Source organism: Pauljensenia sp. UMB10120, from assembly GCF_030212035.1.
Lineage (GTDB): Bacteria > Actinomycetota > Actinomycetes > Actinomycetales > Actinomycetaceae > Pauljensenia > Pauljensenia radingae_A.
Genome location: NZ_JASODH010000004.1, coordinates 116,945 through 135,397 on the forward strand (window position 1 = coordinate 116,945; position 18,453 = coordinate 135,397).

The window sequence follows — 18,453 nt, forward strand, 5'->3', positions numbered from 1 at the left end:
GCGTCGATGATGAGCACTGTGATTCGAGCGGAGAATGCTCTAGGGGCGATGCGTGTGAATACACCGTGACATCTCCTGCCTTCAAATGTATGGACTGAGCGCTCATTCACCCCTGCGGCATACGCAAGCGAGTCGGCGTTCAACGTGTGTGACGGGTGCTCCTCGTATCGGCCGTAACCATTACGACAAGCCACTTCATTTATATCTCATTGGCCACGAACGTGAGGGGCCGAGGGTCCTTTTTTTCAGCAATAATTCTCTTTGACACCTGACAGACACCCTTTGCGTGTCGAGCCGCCAGTCGCCGTCCTCAGGTCCGTGACAAGCCGGTGAGTCAGAAGCGATTCAAAATCGCGCGAACCAGAGCAGCAGCGCCGTCATTCTCCACCGATCCGGTCACCGCATCGGCATGACTGCGCACGTCCTCATCAGCGCCGCCCATCGCTACGCCGTGCGCGGCCCACTGCAGCATCGGGATGTCATTCGTTCCATCCCCCACCGTGACGGTGCCGCTGTGGGGCACCTGCAGGTACTCAGCCAGTTCTTCCAGACCGGTCGCCTTGGTAAAGCCACGAGGCCCGACATCCACCCAGGACGTCCACCCGATCGCCACTTCATGCGTGTCAACCAGGCCAGTCTGCGCGATCGCCTCGCTGAATTCTTCACGCGTCAACGACGGCGCACGGCCAACAACTTTGGTGCTGGGAGTGCTGCGCAGGTTCTCCATCGATTCGACGCGGAACGTTTCGATCAGCTCACCATGTGGGAACGGCGCAGAAACAGCGTATCCATAGTCGCGTTCTGACCCGATCAATGCATCCGGCATGACCTGGCGTAACGCGTCAATTGCTTCTGCGGGATTGAAACTGTGCCGGCGCACCACGCGTCGACCACCCTCGAGCTGGGGATCCCACTGACCCATCGTGGTGCCGTTCGAACACACCGCCCACCCCTGACTGGCTTTCAGATAGCCAAAGACCGGGTCGACGGCATTGACGCCTCGCCCAGTGGCGATCACCATCTTCATTCCGGCAGCAACACCGTCATGGAATGCGCTGATGACACGCTCAGAGGCACCCTCGGGAAGCAACAATGTGCCGTCAACGTCCAGGGCGACCATGATTTTGGTCGGATTGCCGGGAAGCGACGAGGGCAGGCCGGCCTCGGCCCTCGCGACGAGTTCATCGAAGGGGATGGCCTGCTCGCCGGACGGGGGCGGTGTGAGGAGCGGGATGCTCACCGCGGCTCCAGGACGTCGATTCCACCCAGGTAGGGCCGCATTGCTTCAGGCACGCGCACGGACCCGTCTTCACGCTGATGGTTCTCCAGGATCGCGACGAGCCAGCGGGTTGTCGCCAGTGTGCCGTTGAGCGTGGCAACCGGGAACATCTGGCCATCGCGGCGCTCTCGAATGCCCAGGCGCCGGGCCTGGAAGGTTGTGCAGTTCGATGTGGAGGTGACCTCCATGTAGCGCTGCTGGGTCGGCAGCCATGCCTCGCAGTCGAACTTGCGTGCTGCCGAGGTGCCGAGGTCGCCGGCCGCAGTATCGATGACGCGGTAGGGCAGTTCCATCTTCGCCAGCATCTCTTCTTCCCACGCAAGGAATTTCTTGTGCTCCTCTTCAGCATCCTCAGGGCGGCAGAACGAGAACATTTCCGCCTTGTTGAACTGGTGGACACGGATAATGCCGCGCGTGTCGCGCCCGGCTGCCCCAGCTTCGCGCCGGTAGCAGGTTGACCATCCGAGGTAATGCTTCGGGCCGTCACTCAGGTCCAGAATCTCACCCATGTGGTAGCCCGCGAGCGCGACTTCTGAGGTTCCCACCAGGTAAAGATCGTCAGCAGGCAGGTAGTAGATTTCATCGGAATGCTCGTTGAGGAATCCTGTGCCACCCATGACCTGCGGTGTCACCAGCGTCGGCGTCATCATCGGAGTGAAACCTGCAGCGACAGCCTGATCCAGCGCCATGGTCATCATCGCCAGCTCCAGGCGCGCACCGATTCCCTTGAGGTAGTAGAAACGCGATCCTGAAATCTTGGCGCCGCGTTCGACGTCAATTGCGTCCAGTTTTTCACCGATTTCCAGGTGGTCTTTCGGCTCGAATCCTTCGGCCGCGAAGTCACGCGGCTCGGGGCCTTCATGGCGCAGCACCACGAAGTCTTCTTCACCACCGGTGGGCACTCCCGGCAGAATCAGGTTCGGAAGCATGCGTGCCAGTTTGTCGGCTTCTTCGCCTGCTTCGTTCGATGCGGCCTCAGCATTCTTGACCCGCGCAGCCAGTTCCTTGGCCTCAGCCAGGATTGCGGGCCGCTCTTCCTTGCTGGCACGCCCCACAGATCGAGAGACCTCTTTTTGCTGCGAGCGCAGCTGCTCGAATTCCTGGAGCAGTTCACGCCGCTTCGTGTCGGCTTCGAGGATTCGGTCCACCAGTTCCACGTCTGCGCCGCGCGCACGCTGTGAGGCGCGGGCCGGTTCGGGATCTTCTCGCAAGGCACGCATATCAATCATGTGTTCATGGTAGTTCAGATACACCGCCCGTTACTACCGCGCCAGCGGGGAGGGGCCGCGGGCATGTGCGGTGACGCCCCTCAATCGCGCGCACACGGCAGGGCTGGTCAACTATAGTTCGTGGGTATCACTACTTCGGGTCACTGACGAGGGCGACTTTCCCCGCGGCGTGTGCCACGCCGCGACGGTGCGCCGGCGCTATGGAGGTGCCCATCAGCGAGGAAGCGACCCGGGAACGGATCGACAGATGAATAAGAAAGTCCTGACCGTTGCCATGGCGTACATTGCGATCGCCGTGGGTGCAGGCTTTGCCTCCGGGCAGGAAGTCCTTCAATACTTCGTCGGTTTTGGTCCGTGGGGCCTGGTCGGCGCATTGGCCGCTGCCATTGTGTTTTCATTCGCAGGTTTCGTGATTGTCCAGCTCGGGTCCTATTTCCTGGCCAGCGATCACAAAGTCGTGTTCGGCGAGGTGGCGCACCCGGTTCTGGCATTCCTGTTCGACGTCACCGTCACTGTCACAGCTTTTTCAATTGGTTTCATCATGATTGCCGGCGGAGGAACGAACCTGAATCAGCAGTTCGGCCTGCCGACATGGGTTGGCTCAGCGATCGTGATCGTGGTTGTTCTGGCGATGGGGTTTCTGGATGTCAGCAGGGTTACGCGCATCATCGGCGCGCTCACACCGGTGCTGATCATCTGCGTCCTGGCGGTGACCATCTACGCGCTGACACACATCGACGCCACCTGGAGTGACATCCACGCTTCAACGCAGCTGGTTGACACCACCATTGCGCACTGGTCATTGTCGTCACTGAACTACGTGGCAATGAACCTATGCGTGGTGGCGTCAATGGCGATCGTCATCGGTGGCGATATTTCCGATCCGAAAGTGGCCGGCTTTGGCGGCCTTCTCGGCGGCGTGTTCTTCGGAGTCCTCCTGCTGGCGATCACGGTGTCGCTGTATGTGCACGTGCCGACCGTGTACCGCGATGACATGCCGATGCTGGCGTTGGCCGCCAGCGCGGCACCGTGGGCGGGGCACGTGATGGCACTGGTTGTTTTCGGCATGATCCTGAACTCTGCGATCGGCATGTTCTACGCGCTGGCTTCGCGTTTCTCCACAGGAAGCACCGGCCGTTTCCGCCTGGTGCTGGTGGCGCTGGTTGTGGCCGGCACCGTCCTGTCGGCTTTCGGCTTCAAGAACCTGGTGACCTGGCTGTTCCCCGTCATTGGTTATGCCGGCTTCATCCTGATGGGCGTGCTGGGCTACTCGTGGATTCGTACGCGCCGCATGATTAACGAGGAAACTGATCGACGAGGGCGAATCACGCGTCTGCTCAGACGCAAACTACGCACGGATCGTGTGTTTTCCAGACGCGATCAGGCACGTCTGGACCGCGAAGTGAGCGCCTCATCCATTGAAAATGCTCAGCTGGTGGGGACCATCGGATCAGAAACGTGTGACGACCTTGATGCGCGTGGTATTGCTCACGACGATCTTGACGGTGAATCAGTGTTGCAGAACCAGGCCGAACCTGGTGCCCCTACCGGCGAGGTGTCGGCGAAATAAGCGACGTCAAGCCACAGCTATCTGCTGAATGACACTGATGTAGTTTTCCCCATGTGTGGATAAGCGTGTGGATTAAGTGGCAGCAGTGGAGGTGGAAGCCACCCTCGTCAATAGCGGCGAACACAAGGAAGAATCGCCGAACTGGCCGATCGCTGCCGCTGGCGCCCGGCATAAAAGTCGCATGTGAACGAGCAAAGCAGGTTAAAGTATCAAAGGAAATGTTCGCGTCGAAAGCCGTTCATGAATAAAAAAGTCTTGACTGTTGCCCTTGCCTTCATCGGCATCACCGTTGGTGCAGGTTTCGCCTCAGGCCAGGAAGTTCTGCAGTATTTTTCCGGATTTGGGGTGTGGGGCATCGTCGGCGCCGTCATCACCGGTGCGGTGTTCTCATTCGCAGGTCTGGTGGTCGTTCAGCTCGGATCATACTTTCTGGCCAGCGACCACAACGTGGTATTCGGCGGGGTGGCACATCCATTCCTTGCCCGCCTGTTCGACATCATCATCACGTTTACGCTCTTCAGCCTGGGTTTCGTCATGATTGCGGGTGGCGGCTCGAATCTCGAACAGCAGTTTGGACTGCCGACATGGATGGGTTCCGCGATCATCACGGTGCTGGTCATGCTGGTGGGAATGCTGGATGTGGACAAGGTTACGAAGATCATCGGCATGATGACGCCCGTGCTGATCCTGTGCGTCCTCATCGTGGTGATCTGGTCATTCACGCACATTGATGCGGCGTGGGAGGATATCCACGAGTCTGCGCAGCTGGTGGACACGGCCCTTCCGGCGTGGCATATTTCGACCCTGAACTACGTGGGCGTGTGTCTGTCCACCGTTGTGTCGATGGCGATCGTCATGGGCGGTGACATCACGGATCTGAAGGTTGCCGGGCGCGGGGGAATGATCGGCGGCATAGTCTACGGCGTACTGCTCACACTGGTCGCCGGCGCGTTGCTGACGCAAATGACGACCGTGTATGACCAGGACATGCCGATGCTGGCACTAGTCAACCACATCCATCCGTGGTTTGGCTTTGCGATGGCAATCGTGACGTTCCTGATGATTTTCAACACCGCGATTGCCATGTTCTACGCGTTAGCCAAGCGTTTCTCCAACGGTGGCGACATGCGGTTCCGCGTCATCTTGCTGGCGCTGACAGTGGCAGGGTTCGGGCTGTCATTCCTCGGGTTCAAAGAGCTGGTCAACAAGCTCTTCCCGATCTTGGGGTACTGCGGCATCGTGCTGATGGTGGTGCTGTTTTACTCGTGGATCAAGACTCGCCAGGACATCATCGACGAGTCGGAGCGACGCGACCGCATTCTCAAGTTGATACGTCGCCGTCTGCGCCTCGATCGCGGTTTTTCCCGCAAACACGCCAGGCAGCTGCGCCACGAAGTCGAGGACTCCGATGTTGAAAACGTCGAACTGGTCGACGCGATGGGGGCCGTCGCCGCGGAGGAACTTGAAGAAGAAGGCATCGACCACGACGATTGGGAGTCGATAGCCGACCGTCAGGAAAACCAGGCTGCCACAGAAGCCGGCGAGCAGGTCTCAGCTGACAAGCACTGAGTCATACTCCGCGCGCCCTGCGCTTCGTCAGTCGCAGGCAGTGATGCGGTACAGTTTCGCCGTGCCGCCAGTGTCGACCAGCTCGAAGCCGTGGGATGTGTCCACGTTGTAGAACCCTGGCATTCGCGAGGAGCGTGCGAAGTTGTAGTACTGGCCATCTTCGTCCTCAAAGAAGTGCGTGATTCCAAGGTCACGAACCACTTGGCACACTTCGGGATTGGTGTGGATCTCATTAAAGGATCGGCGCAGGATATCTTGCGAAACCGTGTCCTTGTTAACCGTCGACAGTTGCCTGAACACGACCTGACGCTGTCCGATCGACAGCGAGTAGGCCTCGCCGGCGATGGGATCTCCGACGATCAACGCATCTTCTGGCACCGTCTGAGGCATGCGCCGGAACATGTTCAGCTCCGCGTTCGTTGACATTCCGGGTTTGCCCAGGTGATCTGCGTCGTACACGTATCGCACCGCCCACACCCGAGCATCCATCGCGCCGCCCAGTGACATGGCAACGATCCACACGCCGAGCAGTGCGCCGACCCGCCACAGTGACGATTGCGCATGATGCTCGTCAGCGGCGCGCACCCTGTGCGAGCGCACCCAGTTCACGAGCTGCTCGAAACCGAACGCGATCAGAGGAATCATCGTGAGGTTCTGTACCCCCATGATGCGACGAGCATCCATGTACCACGGTGCCAGCAGGTAGGTGCGTCCGGGAAAATCTGGCGCATACGCCATGAAAGTCAGTGCCGCGAACAGCAGGAAAGAGACAATGAGCCAGGTTGTCGGACGCGGCCCATACGATTCGCGCACGCGCTGGCGCGTTGCGATCCACAGGTCGGCTCGTTCGCTCACGGTCATGGAGGCCGTCGACGAGGGCGGCTCCGTCGAATCCTGCAGCATTGCCGAGGGCTGCTCTGCCGCATCGTGAGGATCTGCTGTCTGGCAGTGGAGTGCTGCATCGGTTTGCGCTGCCTCGTCGGAGGGGGCCGCTGCGCCGGAAGGCACTACTGCCTCGGGCTGCGGCACTGACGGCCACGGCCAGGTGGGAATGTCGTTCTTGACCACTCGAGACCACACAAATGCGCCGCGGATCAGCGCAATGATGCCGATCAGCATCAGCACCGCGGTGATCGTGATGGTCAAGATCAAGCCGATGGTGCGGGTGAAAGGCGGATAAGGGGTCAGGAAGGTCGAGAAAGCCTGCTCGTAAGAAATGCCCCGCCTCGGGTAATCCCCCATCGCCTGCACGCGATCCATACCCAGCATCCACAGCGGCGCGCACACCGCCACCACGCACACCACCCCTGTTGCCGCAGCCACGCCGTAGTGACCGATCCACGCGGAGCGCCTGACGAGGATGAACATGGACGCAATGATCGGTGGAATCAGCAGCACAGCCAGTGAAAACGCGGCCGTGGGGTGGGCGAGCACCATGCCGACGAAGCCCAGGGCAATCAGCCCTCCCAGCGGAAGATGTGCAAACGCGCCAGCCAACCCACGATCGGTCGATCGCGCCAACCGCCTGCCCCAGACCAGGCTCATTGCAGCAATTCCCGGCAGAAGGATGACTCCCAACGCGTTGGGCCACTGGTTGTACATGGTCAGGGCGTCAGCCGGCATGGAGAGCATGCAGCCCGCAGCAACGGGTGCCACGACAACGGCAACCCGTGAAGTGGTGACGACAGCAGTGAACGCTGTGCCACCGATCGCCCACAGCGCCATCAGTGCCAGCGAGGCCGCGTTTGACGTTTGAATCACGGTTTCGGGCGTGGCGAACAGCGCCGTGAACGCATGCCAGGCGTTCGGGTAGAAAACTTCACGTCCACCGTACAGAGGTGCCAACCCTCCGAAAGGATCCGCACGTGAGGTCTCCAGAATCGACCACACACCATTGACGTGGAAAACAGAGTCCCACTGTTGCACGGGATCACGCGGATTGGCCGCGATCAGCATGGGCAGTGCGGCCAGCACCCAGCCGACAAACACCATGAACCAGATTGCGCCGCGCGCTCTGCGCGACAGAATGCGGTAGGCGTGCGAGGCCGGCGCATCTGCCCGCAGTGGTGGCCGCGCCACCAGGCTGTCTCCAAGCAGTTCGCCATGTTCAGGGTTTGCGCGCCGACGCAGCACATAAACCGCAGCTCCGGCGCAGGTCAGCAATGCCAGGACCGGCATAACGGTAGCGCGGGTATACGGAACTCCCAGCGCATGCCAGATCATCGACAGGATCGACACGGTTCCGACAGTGAGTGCCGGTCCGGCTGCGGCAGCCACCACCGATGAACGGATCTGTGTGCGCACCCAGAAATAGCCGGGAAGGATTGCGATGACAACCATCGCGATCACCAGTGGCATCAGCCCCAACCATGCAACCCAGTTCATGAATCAGCTTTCTGTGGCGCGATCGGTGCCGGTCGGGTCACCCTCGTCAATTGCCGTGCTGCTGGCCCGCCGAAATGCCTCAGGCTTCGGGTCGACAGCTTCGGGACCAGAGCTGACTGACCCGGACCTGCGATCAGCAGCCTCAGAAGCGGCATCGACTGCATCCGACACCTGCGCGGATGCTTCGGCTGCTTCAGCGCGACCTTTGCGAGACTGACGGACACGCTGAATGGCGAACTCGGCGATCATGGGGATGACCGAGACCACGACGATCAGGATGATAATGACTGACAAATTATCGTGAACGAATTGGATACCGCCCAGCGCGGAGCCGGCCCATGTGATGCCCACGCCCCAGGCCAGAGCGCCCAGCGAGTTATAGATGACGAACTTGCCGTACGGGTAGCGCGCGATACCGGCGGCAAGCGGAATGAATGTGCGCACAAACGGGATGAAACGCCCGATCACCAGCGAGCGCCCGCCATACTTCACGAAGTAGCGTTCAGCCTGGTGCAAATGCTCGGTCTTCAAAATCCGCGCATTGTCAGAAAAGAGACGCCGCCCGAATCGATGCCCCAGCCAATAGCCGATCTGTGCGCCGATAAACGCAGCGACGAACGTCAGTGCAATCAAGGTCGGCAGGTGCAGCCCCAAGCGCTCATGAAGCAGACCGGCCGTGAACAGCAGGGAGTCGCCAGGCAGCACCGGGAACAGAATGCCCGATTCGATCAGGACGATCAGCAGCGTGCCCCACAGCACCCACGGACCCATCGCGAGCAGCAAGGATTCGGGATCGTGGAACCAACCGATGACGGTTGTCAACCACGATTGATCGGTTGGCATCACGGTTACAGCCAGCACAAGTTCCCTTTCATTAGCGGGGCATAACACCTCAAAACGGTGCACGCACTACCCTATATGTGTTACTGCACGAATAGGCGTTGCGCCATTAGGATAGATCGTATGACTTTGAAGGGCGCGGATTCGACGGCACCCCAGTCGACGACATCCGATTGGGTCGAATCTGGCTCAGCCACACCCACATCCGCATCGCCCTCCGCGACGTCAGGCCCGTCGACGCCCACACCGCACGGATCCACCACGAACGCTTCTGCCAAGACTGACACTGAGCCGCCCGGCTCAAACCCCGACGCGTCCATCGATGACCTGTCGATCGACCAGCTCGCCGCCACTCAACGCGCGACCGCTCCCCTTCCGCGCCTGTCGCGGCCCGCGTATTTCGCTGACCGTCATGAGGAGCGCACGCGCCGACGTGAGGATCTGACCGACGTTATCCTCGCACTCCTGGGAATCGCACTGGTGTGGGTGTTGGGTATGTACGCCCATTCAACCACGCAAGGGGTCACCGACGATGTGCGCAACGTCTTTGCCGGCGCTCTGCGAGCCATTTTCCTGCTGCCCGTCACGCTGATCGAGGGCCTGATCATTCTGGCCGGCCCTATCGTCATCGTGGGCGCGCTTGCCCGGCGAGGAAGACTCACCACCATCATCGAAACACTCCTGACCGCGGCGATCGCGACGTTCACTGGTTGGGTTCTGATGATAGTGCTCGATCATGTACCTGCCGATTTCACGGCTCCGTTAGGTGCCACCGGCACCTTCGGCGCACACGCCGCCATCAACCTGGTCCTCATGACGCTTGCCGCGTTATTCACCACAGCCGGCGAAACGACGCATATGCGTTCCATCCGCTACGGCTGGCTCGGTCTGGCGGTCGTCGCATTTTTCGGCGTCATTCGCGGCACCATGAGCCTTCCGTCAGCGCTCGTCTCCCTGCTGCTTGGCCGTATGATCGGCTCACTGGCACGATGGGTCCTCGGTTTCGAGGATCAGCGTGCCACTGGAATCGACATTGTCGAAGGCTTGCTGTCGATCGGCATTGTCCCCTCGCGGATCATCCGTTCCGACCTGGAAACGTCAACCTCGCCGCTGGTGACGTGGAAGATTGACGAGGTAGACTCACGGCGCGTCAATCCGGATCGCCATCCAACAGGGGACGGGTCTGCCTCGGCAATCAGTGGGGCCGACATGCAGCCGGGGCGCGATACGGCACTAGTGGGTGCTCGGCCAGGATCGACCGCGGTGCAAGCCGGCAGCGAGACGACCAATGCCGGCACGCCTGAAACTGACGTGACCGATGAGGTGACCACTTCCACTGATGAGGAAGCTGACGTCACTTCCACGCGCCAGGATCTGCACATTTTCACCACCGATGTGGACCTGGTTGAATACACCGTCACGCGTTACCCGCAACGCCCCGACGCCCGCCACTATGCGGTGTGGGATGACCACGGCAGGCTGTGGGAAGTACAGGTGCTTGATCCGGGTCGCGAACTGACAGGCACGCTGATCGACGTATGGAACAATCTGCGTCTGCGCGGGATATCACGATGGGTCTCGCCGTCGCTGAAAGCCAACGCTGAACGCTCCACGCTGACGACGCTGGCTGCGCACAGAGCGGGCGTGCATGTTGCTGAACCACTGGGAATGGCCCAAGTAGGCGATTCAATCCTGGTGGCATCCAAGGCGATCCCGCCGGTGACAACGCTCAAGGATTCGCCTGATCACCTCCTGTCTGACGACGTACTGGATCAGGTGTGGAATCAGTTACTCCTGGCGCATTCCCGGTCGATCACGCACCGCGATCTCACGTTCGACTCGGTGATGCTGGACGCGTCCGGACAGGTATGGCTGCTCGGCTGGGATCAGGGCGAAGTGGCAACGAACGAGCTCAACCGCAGGATCGACATTGCTCAGATGCTGGTGTTGCTGTCGGTGTGCGTGGGTGAAAAACGCGCCCTGGAAAGTGCGGTGCGCGCGGTAGGCATCCGTGAACTCAAGGCCAGCGCGCCGGTGTTGCAAGGCGCGGTGCTGCCCGCGCAGATCAGCCGCGCCGTGCGTAAGAGTGAAACGTTGGCAAATCTGCGAACTGCGATTGTGGGCGATGAGAAGAACGAATCCGCCCAGCTTTTGAAACTTGAACGCTTCGCCCCGAAGACGATTATCACGGTCGCGATCCTGGCGGTGGCCCTCATCGTCGTGCTCGGCTCGATGAACTTCCGCGAAATCGCTGACGCAGTTACGTCGGCCAGCCCGGTGTGGATTCTCATCGCGTTCATCCTGGGTGCGCTCACGTGGTTCGGTGCTGCCGTGCCGTTGGTGGCGCTGTCTACCGAGAAAATCAAACTGTCCGACGCGACCCTGGCACAGATTGCGGCATCAGTCGTCACGGTCGTGGCTCCTGCCGGTATCGGTCCTGCGGCGCTGAACCTGCGCTTCCTCAATAAGCAAAAAGTTGAGACACCGATGGCGATCACCACGGTCACGCTCATGCAGATCTCCCAGTTCCTGACAACTGTCGCATTGCTTCTCATCATCTTGCTGACCGGAGCATCATCCACACCGCTCAACATTTCCCTGCCGACGTCGACGATCGTGCTGATCGTGGTCGCAGTACTGGCGGTGGTTGCCACAGCACTCGCAGTGCCGAAATTGCGCAGGTGGCTGTGGGCAAAAATCAAGCCGACGTGGAAGCAGATCTACCCGCGTCTGATCTGGATCGTGGGTCAGCCCAAGCGTATCGCCGCCGTCCTGGGTGGAAACATCGTGATGAATATCGGCTTCGTCGGCGCGTTCTGGGCAGCGCTCAAGGCTTTCGGCGGTGAGCTCAACCTGCTGACCCTGGCGGTGACATATCTGGCGTCGAACTCGTTGGGATCAGTGATCCCCTCGCCTGGCGGTATCGGTCCGGTGGAAGCTGCGTTGACCGGCGGACTGCAGGTTGCCGGCATCCCCGTCTCGGTGGCACTGTCCACTGCCGTCCTGTACCGACTGGTGACCTTCTACGGTCGTATCCCCTTCGGATGGGCGGCCCTCAAGATCATGCAGAAGAAGGATCTGCTCTGAATCTTCGGATCGCATCGCGTTGTGCACCGGAGATGGCTCGACCGACGTGGCCGCCTAAAACGCGATAATGTGCGTGTATGGACAATCAGCGTACTTCTTCTGATTCTGAATCATCTGGTCGCGCAGATTCACATTTGACGCGCACCGTGCCCGTCTCCGGCTCACAAGCCTCCTCCACCGGCTCTACTGGTGCAGACGAGAATTCCGCACCAGCAGGATCAGCTACGCACGGCACTGATGCTCGTGCGGCGCGCTCACAGTCGTCGCGCTCCTCGTCATCCGTCCTGGTCGCCATTGCCGCTGTTTTGGCAGTGGTCCTGGCGTTCGCCGCCGGAGTGTTCGTTGGGCGAAGCACCGCGCCGCAGCCGTCACAGGCACAAGGCGAGGCGTCCTCGCAGACACAGGACGAGGCGGCATCGCAGCAAGGTGAAAACTCTGAATCCGCAACCACTCAACAGCAGCTGGACTACGCTCCCTCGCAGACCAATGAGGAGGCGTTGAAGATTCTGGCCGATGAGCCACGACGCGATCCCAACGACCCGATGGCGCGCGGCGAGGTCGACGCTCCCGTCGTGATGGTCGAGTACTCGGATTACTCGTGCCCCATGTGCGCCAAGTACGCCCAGGAGGTTGAGCCCAAGTTTCAGGAACTGATTGACAATGGGACGCTGCGCATCGAGTACCGCGACATGGTGATCTTCTCCGACAAGGGGTCTGACATCGCTGCCGCCGCTGCACGGGCAGCCGGCCTGCAGGGCAAGTACGTCGAATTCCACGAAGCGGTTTTCGCTCAGGCTCCCACGCAAGATCATGCGTCCTACACTGAAGAGTCCGTCACGCAGATTGCTGAGCAGGTAGGTGTGGCAGACCTGGATCAATTCCGCGCCGACCTGACGTCCGAGAAGATCAAGGACGCCGTCCAGGCTGATACGCAGCACGGCAAATCAGTGGGGTTGACGGGAACACCCTCGTTCTTCATCAACAACGCGTACCTGACAGGTGTCTACCCTGTTGACTACTTCATCCGCACCATCGAGAATCAGGCTGCTGAAGCCGGCAAGGCGATCGAGCCGGCGGCAGAGAATTAGGCAGAAGGATTAACCGCCGCGCCCCTGCGCCCACTTTGCCCGACAATAGAGGTAGAAGGTGGCAGAGAGTCGAACAGGACTGGCGGGCCGGCCCGTCCGCACCGCTGGGAACTCGAAGCTGCACAGTCCAGACAGTCGCACCGTCAGATAGGAGCTTTTCATGGGACGCATCAATCTTTCACGATGGATCGGTTTGGCCACGGCTGGCGCTACAGCAGCTGGTCTGGTGTTGGTCGTACGCTGGCTCGCCTTCCAGCAATCGCGCTCAAATGCGCGCCAGGACGCCCAGTTCGACGTCAACACCCATGAGAGCGACAAGACGCTGGAGAACGTGTGGGTCGTGTTCAACCCTGCAAAACAGTCCGACACTAAACAGTTCCAGGCCCACGTCGAAGAAGTAGCGCGCTCATGCAACGTCTCCCACATCGAGTGGATTGAGACAAGCGAGGAAGATCCCGGCACCGGGCAGGCCATTGAGGCCCTGACGAAGGGCGCATCACTGGTCATCGCTGCTGGCGGTGATGGGACCGTGCGTGCAGTTGCGGCCAGCCTGGCTCACAGCGGCGTGCCGATGGGAATCATCCCCGCCGGAACCGGCAACCTGCTGGCACGCAACTTGAATATTCCCACCGACGACCTGGATGAAGCCATCCGTATTGCGCTGGGCAGCACCTTTATTCACGGTGACTTGGCGTGGCTGCGGATGGAAGATCCGGACGAGGTTGGCGACCTGGCCGCTGAAGGCCAGCTGATCCGCGAAGCACGCGAACGCCTGGATGCGAACGGTGACACCATCGCAGAGGATGATGAATTCGCCTACACGGTCATTGCCGGAATGGGCTTTGATGGCGAGACGATGGCGAACACGGATTCTGGTCTGAAGAAGAAGATCGGGTGGATTGCCTACGTCATTTCCGGTGTGAAGGCGCTGCACGGCAAACGCATGAAGGCGTCACTGAAGTTGAAGGATGCCGTCTCCGCCGACCAGTCGACGGTGGCTCCTGACTTGGCAGAACACCCCGACGCGCAGGCAGACGAGGGTGACCGCCCTGATATTGAAGAACTGAGCGATGTGCCGGCACGGACCATCATGGTTGCCAACTGTGGTGAGCTGCCCTACCTGGTGCTGGTACCTGATGCGGATCCGACTGACGGACTCCTCGACGTGGTGGCAGTGGACGTGCGCGCAGGTCTGCTTGGCTGGGCAGATGTTGCGGGGAAGATTCTTGCGCAGGGAGCAGGATGGACACCACTGGATCTGCCTGCTTCGACTGGCCACATGACAGCTCGCCAGTGCCGCGATGTCAAGGTCGACGTCGATCAGCCGCGCATCGTGCAAGTCGACGGGGATCCGGTCGGAACGGCCTCGACGGTACATGTCAGGGTTGACGAGTCTGCCGTCGATATCGCAGTTCCGCGCCAGTAACGCTCAAGGGACTCGCTCTTTCGGCAATCTGCCTGACCGCCGCCTACTGGCGTTCGGACAGCGCAATGTTGGCGGAAATGGCGTGCCCGATCCTCCGCAGCATCGCATCATCAGCCCACTGGCCATCGGGCAGCGTGTTGGGACGTTCTGCGTCCCCAAGCCCCAGCAGTTCCTTCCACATGGGGATCAGTTCGTGGTGGTAGGTGTGCCCGTGCCCACCGGGTGCCCGACCCGCCACCGGCAAATCAGCCAGCACCTGCAGGTATGTCCCGATACGGGTGTACTCCATGGACGGTGACACGTCGCGACCGGCTTTTTCACGCATCCAGTCCGGCTGGTACCACGCCAGGCGGCCCGTCCACCACACCACCGGGTCGGACGGGTGTTGTGCGTAGATGATGCGCGGGAAGTGCCACGGCCCGAGTTCACGGCCGTATATATCGTGGCGCAGATCCTCCGGACCTGTCGCAAAGCGCACATGCCGCGCGTTGTCCACGACAGGTGCCACCTCGGGCGATCCGCGATGCCTCTTTTCTGTCAGCTCCTGATGCATCGGGGTGAACGAGGGCGTCCCCACCCACAGCGCACCGTCCACCTGACGCATCACATCGGCCAGGTCGGTATACACAGCCTGTGAGGCGAATGCGCCGAGCGACTCTCCAGTGATATACAACGCCGGCCGCTGATTAGCAGGCAGACCGTCCACTGCCTTCTTGACTGCCTGGTACAGCATGATCGCGGCTTCGACGCAGTGGTCCAATCCGGTCATCCAATGCAGGGACGAGGGCGCGTAGGAATACTGCATCGACGCTGTGGCGCAGTTGCCGCAGGCCAGGTACTCCAGAGGCTGCACTTCCCACTCGTCAACCCAGCCGGATCCCGTTGACGTATTGACGGCGATGACCGCCCGCTCGAATGCACCGGTGCGTTCCAATTCGCGCACCACCATGTCAGCTGCGTCAGCGAGGGTCTGCCCGCCTGTCGGCATGCCGGCGTAGACGCGAATAGGTTCGAGGGCCTCGCGCCCGGTCACCTCTTCAATGTCGTGGCGCGAGGGGCCTCGTCCCAAAAACACGCGGCCCTGACCGCCAACGGATGCCCACGACACCAGGGAATGGTGGGATCCGGATCGTTCGGGCACCTCGGGACGAAAGATCCCTTTGGCGGTGCGGTTGTTCATTTCCCATGCCTTTCGGGAAAAGAACGTGACACCTCCAGCGATAATCACTTTTGAGGTCAACAGGATCAGCAGCGCCACGATGATTGCGCATCCCACCGCCAACGCGATCCACACCGGTATCCATCGCGCCAGGAAAGTGACCAGGGTAGCCAACATCCACAGCAACGCATCCAGTACACCGATGATCACGTGGAAGAGCACAAATGCTCCGAGCAGTCCCAGCACAATGGAGCTGATTCGCGGACCGGGCATGTCCACCAGTTGCGCAGCTGAGCGGGCGTGGATGAATGACTGAACGACTGATCGGATGAACCAGATCATGAAAATAAGGAATGCGGCCCACCGCAACCCGGTCTCGGTGGCAGGCGAGGCACTGATGGTTAAGTCAGTCAGGCGCAAAATTAACGTTCCCGCGCTCTCGATCACCACTCCCACCACGTATCCGAGCGATGCCAGAACGCCGGACACGACGGATTGCCACCACCAGGATCTGGGCAGAAGGGACGGCGACACGGACACTGCGTACATCACTAGCGCGGCGATAATGCCGAGCAGGGATGGACTGTCGAGCACCCGTCACCTCCGTGTTGCATGGGATGTAAGACATGGGGATACGTTCACGTCCGTGTCCTCTTTATTGTACGAACATCGCACCGCATCACCACGATTCACCTGACGGTGGCGCCACCTTCGACCGCACGTAGTCGGCACACATATGTGACAGAATCAAATTATGACAGCAAATGCATCGAAGACACCCTCGTCCCCTCATCAAACCCTCCCGGAGTTGCCGCCCGCGATGCGCCGCCTGGCTGGCGACGTGCACATCCCTGACCCGATGGATGCTCCCAGTATTCGGTGGGGAATCATTGGTGCCAGCGGCATTGCCCGCACGATGTGTACCGCGATCAATTCGTACACGACTTCACGCGTCGTCGCGGTCGCTGCCCGCGAACCGTCCAGGGCAAAGGCGTTTGCACGTGACAATGGCGTCGAGCGGGCTGTGGATTCGTACGAGGAACTCGTGGCGTGCGATGACGTGGACGCGGTGTATGTGTCGACGATCCACCCCTACCATGCACGTTGCGCGCTGATGGCTCTGCGTGCGGGCAAACCTGTGCTGGTGGAAAAGCCGTTCACGATGACGGCACAGCAGGCACGCGATGTTTTCGATGCGGCTGAACGAGCGCACCTGTTTGCGATGGAGGCTATGTGGATGCGCCACTTGCCTCACCATCACGTTCTTCGCGCCATCCTCGCCGGAGGGGGTCTGGGAGCGGTGCATTCGGTTCATGCTGATCACGGACAGCGCCTCCTTGACGTTCCGCGCCTCATTCGCCCTGAGCTGGGTGGCGGAGCCGTGCTGGATCTGGGCGTGTATTCCCTGTCTTTTGTCCATCAGGTGCTCGGTGCGCCCGAGGAGCTGTCGGCGCACGGCCGGATGCGTCCTGATCACCTTGACACCGCTGAGGTTGTTACTGTGCGCGCAGGCGATGCGCTGGGTGTGGCTCGCGCCGCGATGGATGCGCGTTCAGCTACAGCGGCCGAAGTGGTTTGTGCAGGTGGGTGCCTGGAGTTGCCTGAGCAGTTCTACCAGCCCGGTATCCTGCAATTGCGCACGTGGGATGACGAGGGGACCGAAGTCGTGGAACAGTGGGATGCCCGCATTCCCGGCGGCTTCCAGTATGAAGCGGCTGAAGTGGCGCGCTGCCTGGCTCAGGGTCACACCCAAAGCAGTGTGATGCCGTGGCGCACAACGGTGGAGGTCATGGACATGATCGATCAGGTGCGTGCCCAGCTCGACATCCGCCATCCTGGAATTAATGGGTAGGGTTTGCGCTGGTGGCAGCGCGTAAGAATCGCCCCGGCATCACTGTTAGAGCTGCCGGCACACCTTAGTTGAGTCCGTTGCGCGCAATCCACGTCATCGTGACGACAGGGATGGACACCCACTGGTCGCTTTCGTAGCGCAGGTGTTCGTACAGGTACCAGTGCAGGTTGCGTTGCATGCGTTTGCGCATGGCCGTGCTCGCCCGCAGGTACGAGGAGCGGGTGCGTGCCAGTTCCATCACCTGTTCGGGCAGTAAGACGTGCATCCACCTGCAGGTATGCAGCGTCGCCGGTGTGATCGGCGGGTCCCACCTGGGTGGTTTGTCGGGCCGGTGCACGTCGCCCGAACGCATGATCCGTGTCAGGCGGTGCACCCACGGCATCCGCACATCCATCTGGTTGAACACTGCTGCCACCACGCCGCCAGGTCGAACAATTCGCGCCAGCTCGGCGCTCGCCTCATGCGCATCGACCCAGTGCCACGACTGTGCAAATACTGCACCGTCGACACTTCGATCCGGCAATGTGGTCCGCTCCCCGGTTCCATCAATCACGCGGATAAGCCCTGAGTGCGCCTGATGCCATGGTGTTCCATCCGCAGCTGGGTCGCCCTCGTTCATGACCGAAATGTCGGCGACGTCATGCCCATGAAGAACGCCGGTGAGTTGATCGCGCATTGCCCGGGCCGGTTCAACGGCAACAACGTCGACTTCGCGCCGTGCCAGTGCGAACGTCATTTTTCCTGTGCCGGCACCGATGTCTGCGATACGCACTGGCGACCCGGTCTGCAGGCCGCTCGCCTCGCAGGCACCGATCAGTGTGTCGACCGCTGCAGCCGGGTATCCGGGGCGGATGTGCCCATACGAGGACGTGGCACGCTCGAAAGGGTTGACGTCGTCAGTTTTGGCAATATGGGAAGTCGGCACTCAGTCAGCCTACTGCATGGGTGATGCGCCGCAGACAGACCGAC

Annotated in this window: 11 protein-coding genes and 1 pseudogene; 6 read left to right on the forward strand and 6 right to left on the reverse strand. The window is 60.7% G+C overall.

Going from position 1 to position 18,453, the window contains the following annotated elements; translation table 11 throughout:
- Nucleotides 1-334: 334 nt before the first annotated feature.
- Together QP093_RS05295 and serS are read right to left on the reverse strand one after the other, a co-directional pair.
- Entirely contained in the window at nucleotides 335-1,240 is a 906-nt protein-coding gene (locus QP093_RS05295) for an HAD family hydrolase (RefSeq protein ID WP_285015315.1), read from the reverse strand.
- Nucleotides 1,237-2,508 (reverse strand): serine--tRNA ligase, encoded by a 1,272-nt coding sequence (serS, locus tag QP093_RS05300; RefSeq protein ID WP_285015317.1) that lies wholly within the window; start codon nucleotides 2,506-2,508, stop codon nucleotides 1,237-1,239. Before serS ends, QP093_RS05295 begins: the two co-directional genes overlap by 4 nt.
- A gap of 247 nt (nucleotides 2,509-2,755) precedes the next feature.
- Here serS and QP093_RS05305 point away from each other — a divergent pair, with 247 nt between their 5' ends.
- Together QP093_RS05305 and QP093_RS05310 are read left to right on the forward strand one after the other, a co-directional pair.
- The gene (locus tag QP093_RS05305) at nucleotides 2,756-4,078 is read left to right on the forward strand and encodes a YkvI family membrane protein (protein WP_285015320.1); all 1,323 of its coding nucleotides are present in this window, start codon (nucleotides 2,756-2,758) and stop codon (nucleotides 4,076-4,078) included.
- Between the two features lie 240 nt (nucleotides 4,079-4,318).
- Nucleotides 4,319-5,647 (forward strand): YkvI family membrane protein, encoded by a 1,329-nt coding sequence (locus QP093_RS05310; protein WP_285015322.1) that lies wholly within the window; start codon nucleotides 4,319-4,321, stop codon nucleotides 5,645-5,647.
- 27 nt (nucleotides 5,648-5,674) lie between these two features.
- On the opposite strand, the gene QP093_RS05315 is transcribed toward QP093_RS05310, so the two are convergent.
- Together QP093_RS05315 and QP093_RS05320 are read right to left on the reverse strand one after the other, a co-directional pair.
- A complete protein-coding gene (locus QP093_RS05315) occupies nucleotides 5,675-8,032 on the reverse strand; it encodes a DUF6541 family protein (RefSeq protein WP_285015325.1) in 2,358 nt (785 codons plus the stop codon).
- A gap of 204 nt (nucleotides 8,033-8,236) precedes the next feature.
- Nucleotides 8,237-8,875, reverse strand: a pseudogene (locus QP093_RS05320) (DedA family protein); the annotation flags it as partial.
- Nucleotides 8,876-8,995: 120 nt separating this feature from the next.
- Between QP093_RS05320 and QP093_RS05325 the strand changes: the two are divergent.
- From QP093_RS05325 to QP093_RS05335, 3 genes are all read left to right on the forward strand, one after another.
- Nucleotides 8,996-11,959 carry a lysylphosphatidylglycerol synthase domain-containing protein gene (locus tag QP093_RS05325; protein WP_285015328.1) on the forward strand — a complete coding sequence of 988 codons (2,964 nt, stop codon included), beginning with the start codon at nucleotides 8,996-8,998 and terminating at the stop codon, nucleotides 11,957-11,959.
- Nucleotides 11,960-12,036: 77 nt separating this feature from the next.
- The gene (locus QP093_RS05330) at nucleotides 12,037-13,047 is read left to right on the forward strand and encodes a DsbA family protein (RefSeq protein ID WP_285015331.1); all 1,011 of its coding nucleotides are present in this window, start codon (nucleotides 12,037-12,039) and stop codon (nucleotides 13,045-13,047) included.
- A 160-nt stretch (nucleotides 13,048-13,207) separates the two neighbouring features.
- Nucleotides 13,208-14,473, forward strand: a complete 1,266-nt coding sequence (locus QP093_RS05335; protein ID WP_285015333.1) for a diacylglycerol/lipid kinase family protein — start codon at nucleotides 13,208-13,210, stop codon at nucleotides 14,471-14,473.
- Between the two features lie 43 nt (nucleotides 14,474-14,516).
- On the opposite strand, the gene QP093_RS05340 is transcribed toward QP093_RS05335, so the two are convergent.
- A complete protein-coding gene (locus QP093_RS05340; protein ID WP_502929384.1) occupies nucleotides 14,517-16,226 on the reverse strand; it encodes an alpha/beta hydrolase in 1,710 nt (569 codons plus the stop codon).
- 160 nt (nucleotides 16,227-16,386) lie between these two features.
- On the opposite strand from QP093_RS05340, the gene QP093_RS05345 reads away from it, so the two are divergent.
- Nucleotides 16,387-17,484 (forward strand): Gfo/Idh/MocA family protein, encoded by a 1,098-nt coding sequence (locus QP093_RS05345; RefSeq protein WP_285015337.1) that lies wholly within the window; start codon nucleotides 16,387-16,389, stop codon nucleotides 17,482-17,484.
- 64 nt (nucleotides 17,485-17,548) lie between these two features.
- Here QP093_RS05345 and QP093_RS05350 read toward each other — a convergent pair whose 3' ends face one another.
- Nucleotides 17,549-18,409 carry a class I SAM-dependent methyltransferase gene (locus QP093_RS05350; RefSeq protein WP_285015340.1) on the reverse strand — a complete coding sequence of 287 codons (861 nt, stop codon included), beginning with the start codon at nucleotides 18,407-18,409 and terminating at the stop codon, nucleotides 17,549-17,551.
- Nucleotides 18,410-18,453: the final 44 nt, after the last annotated feature.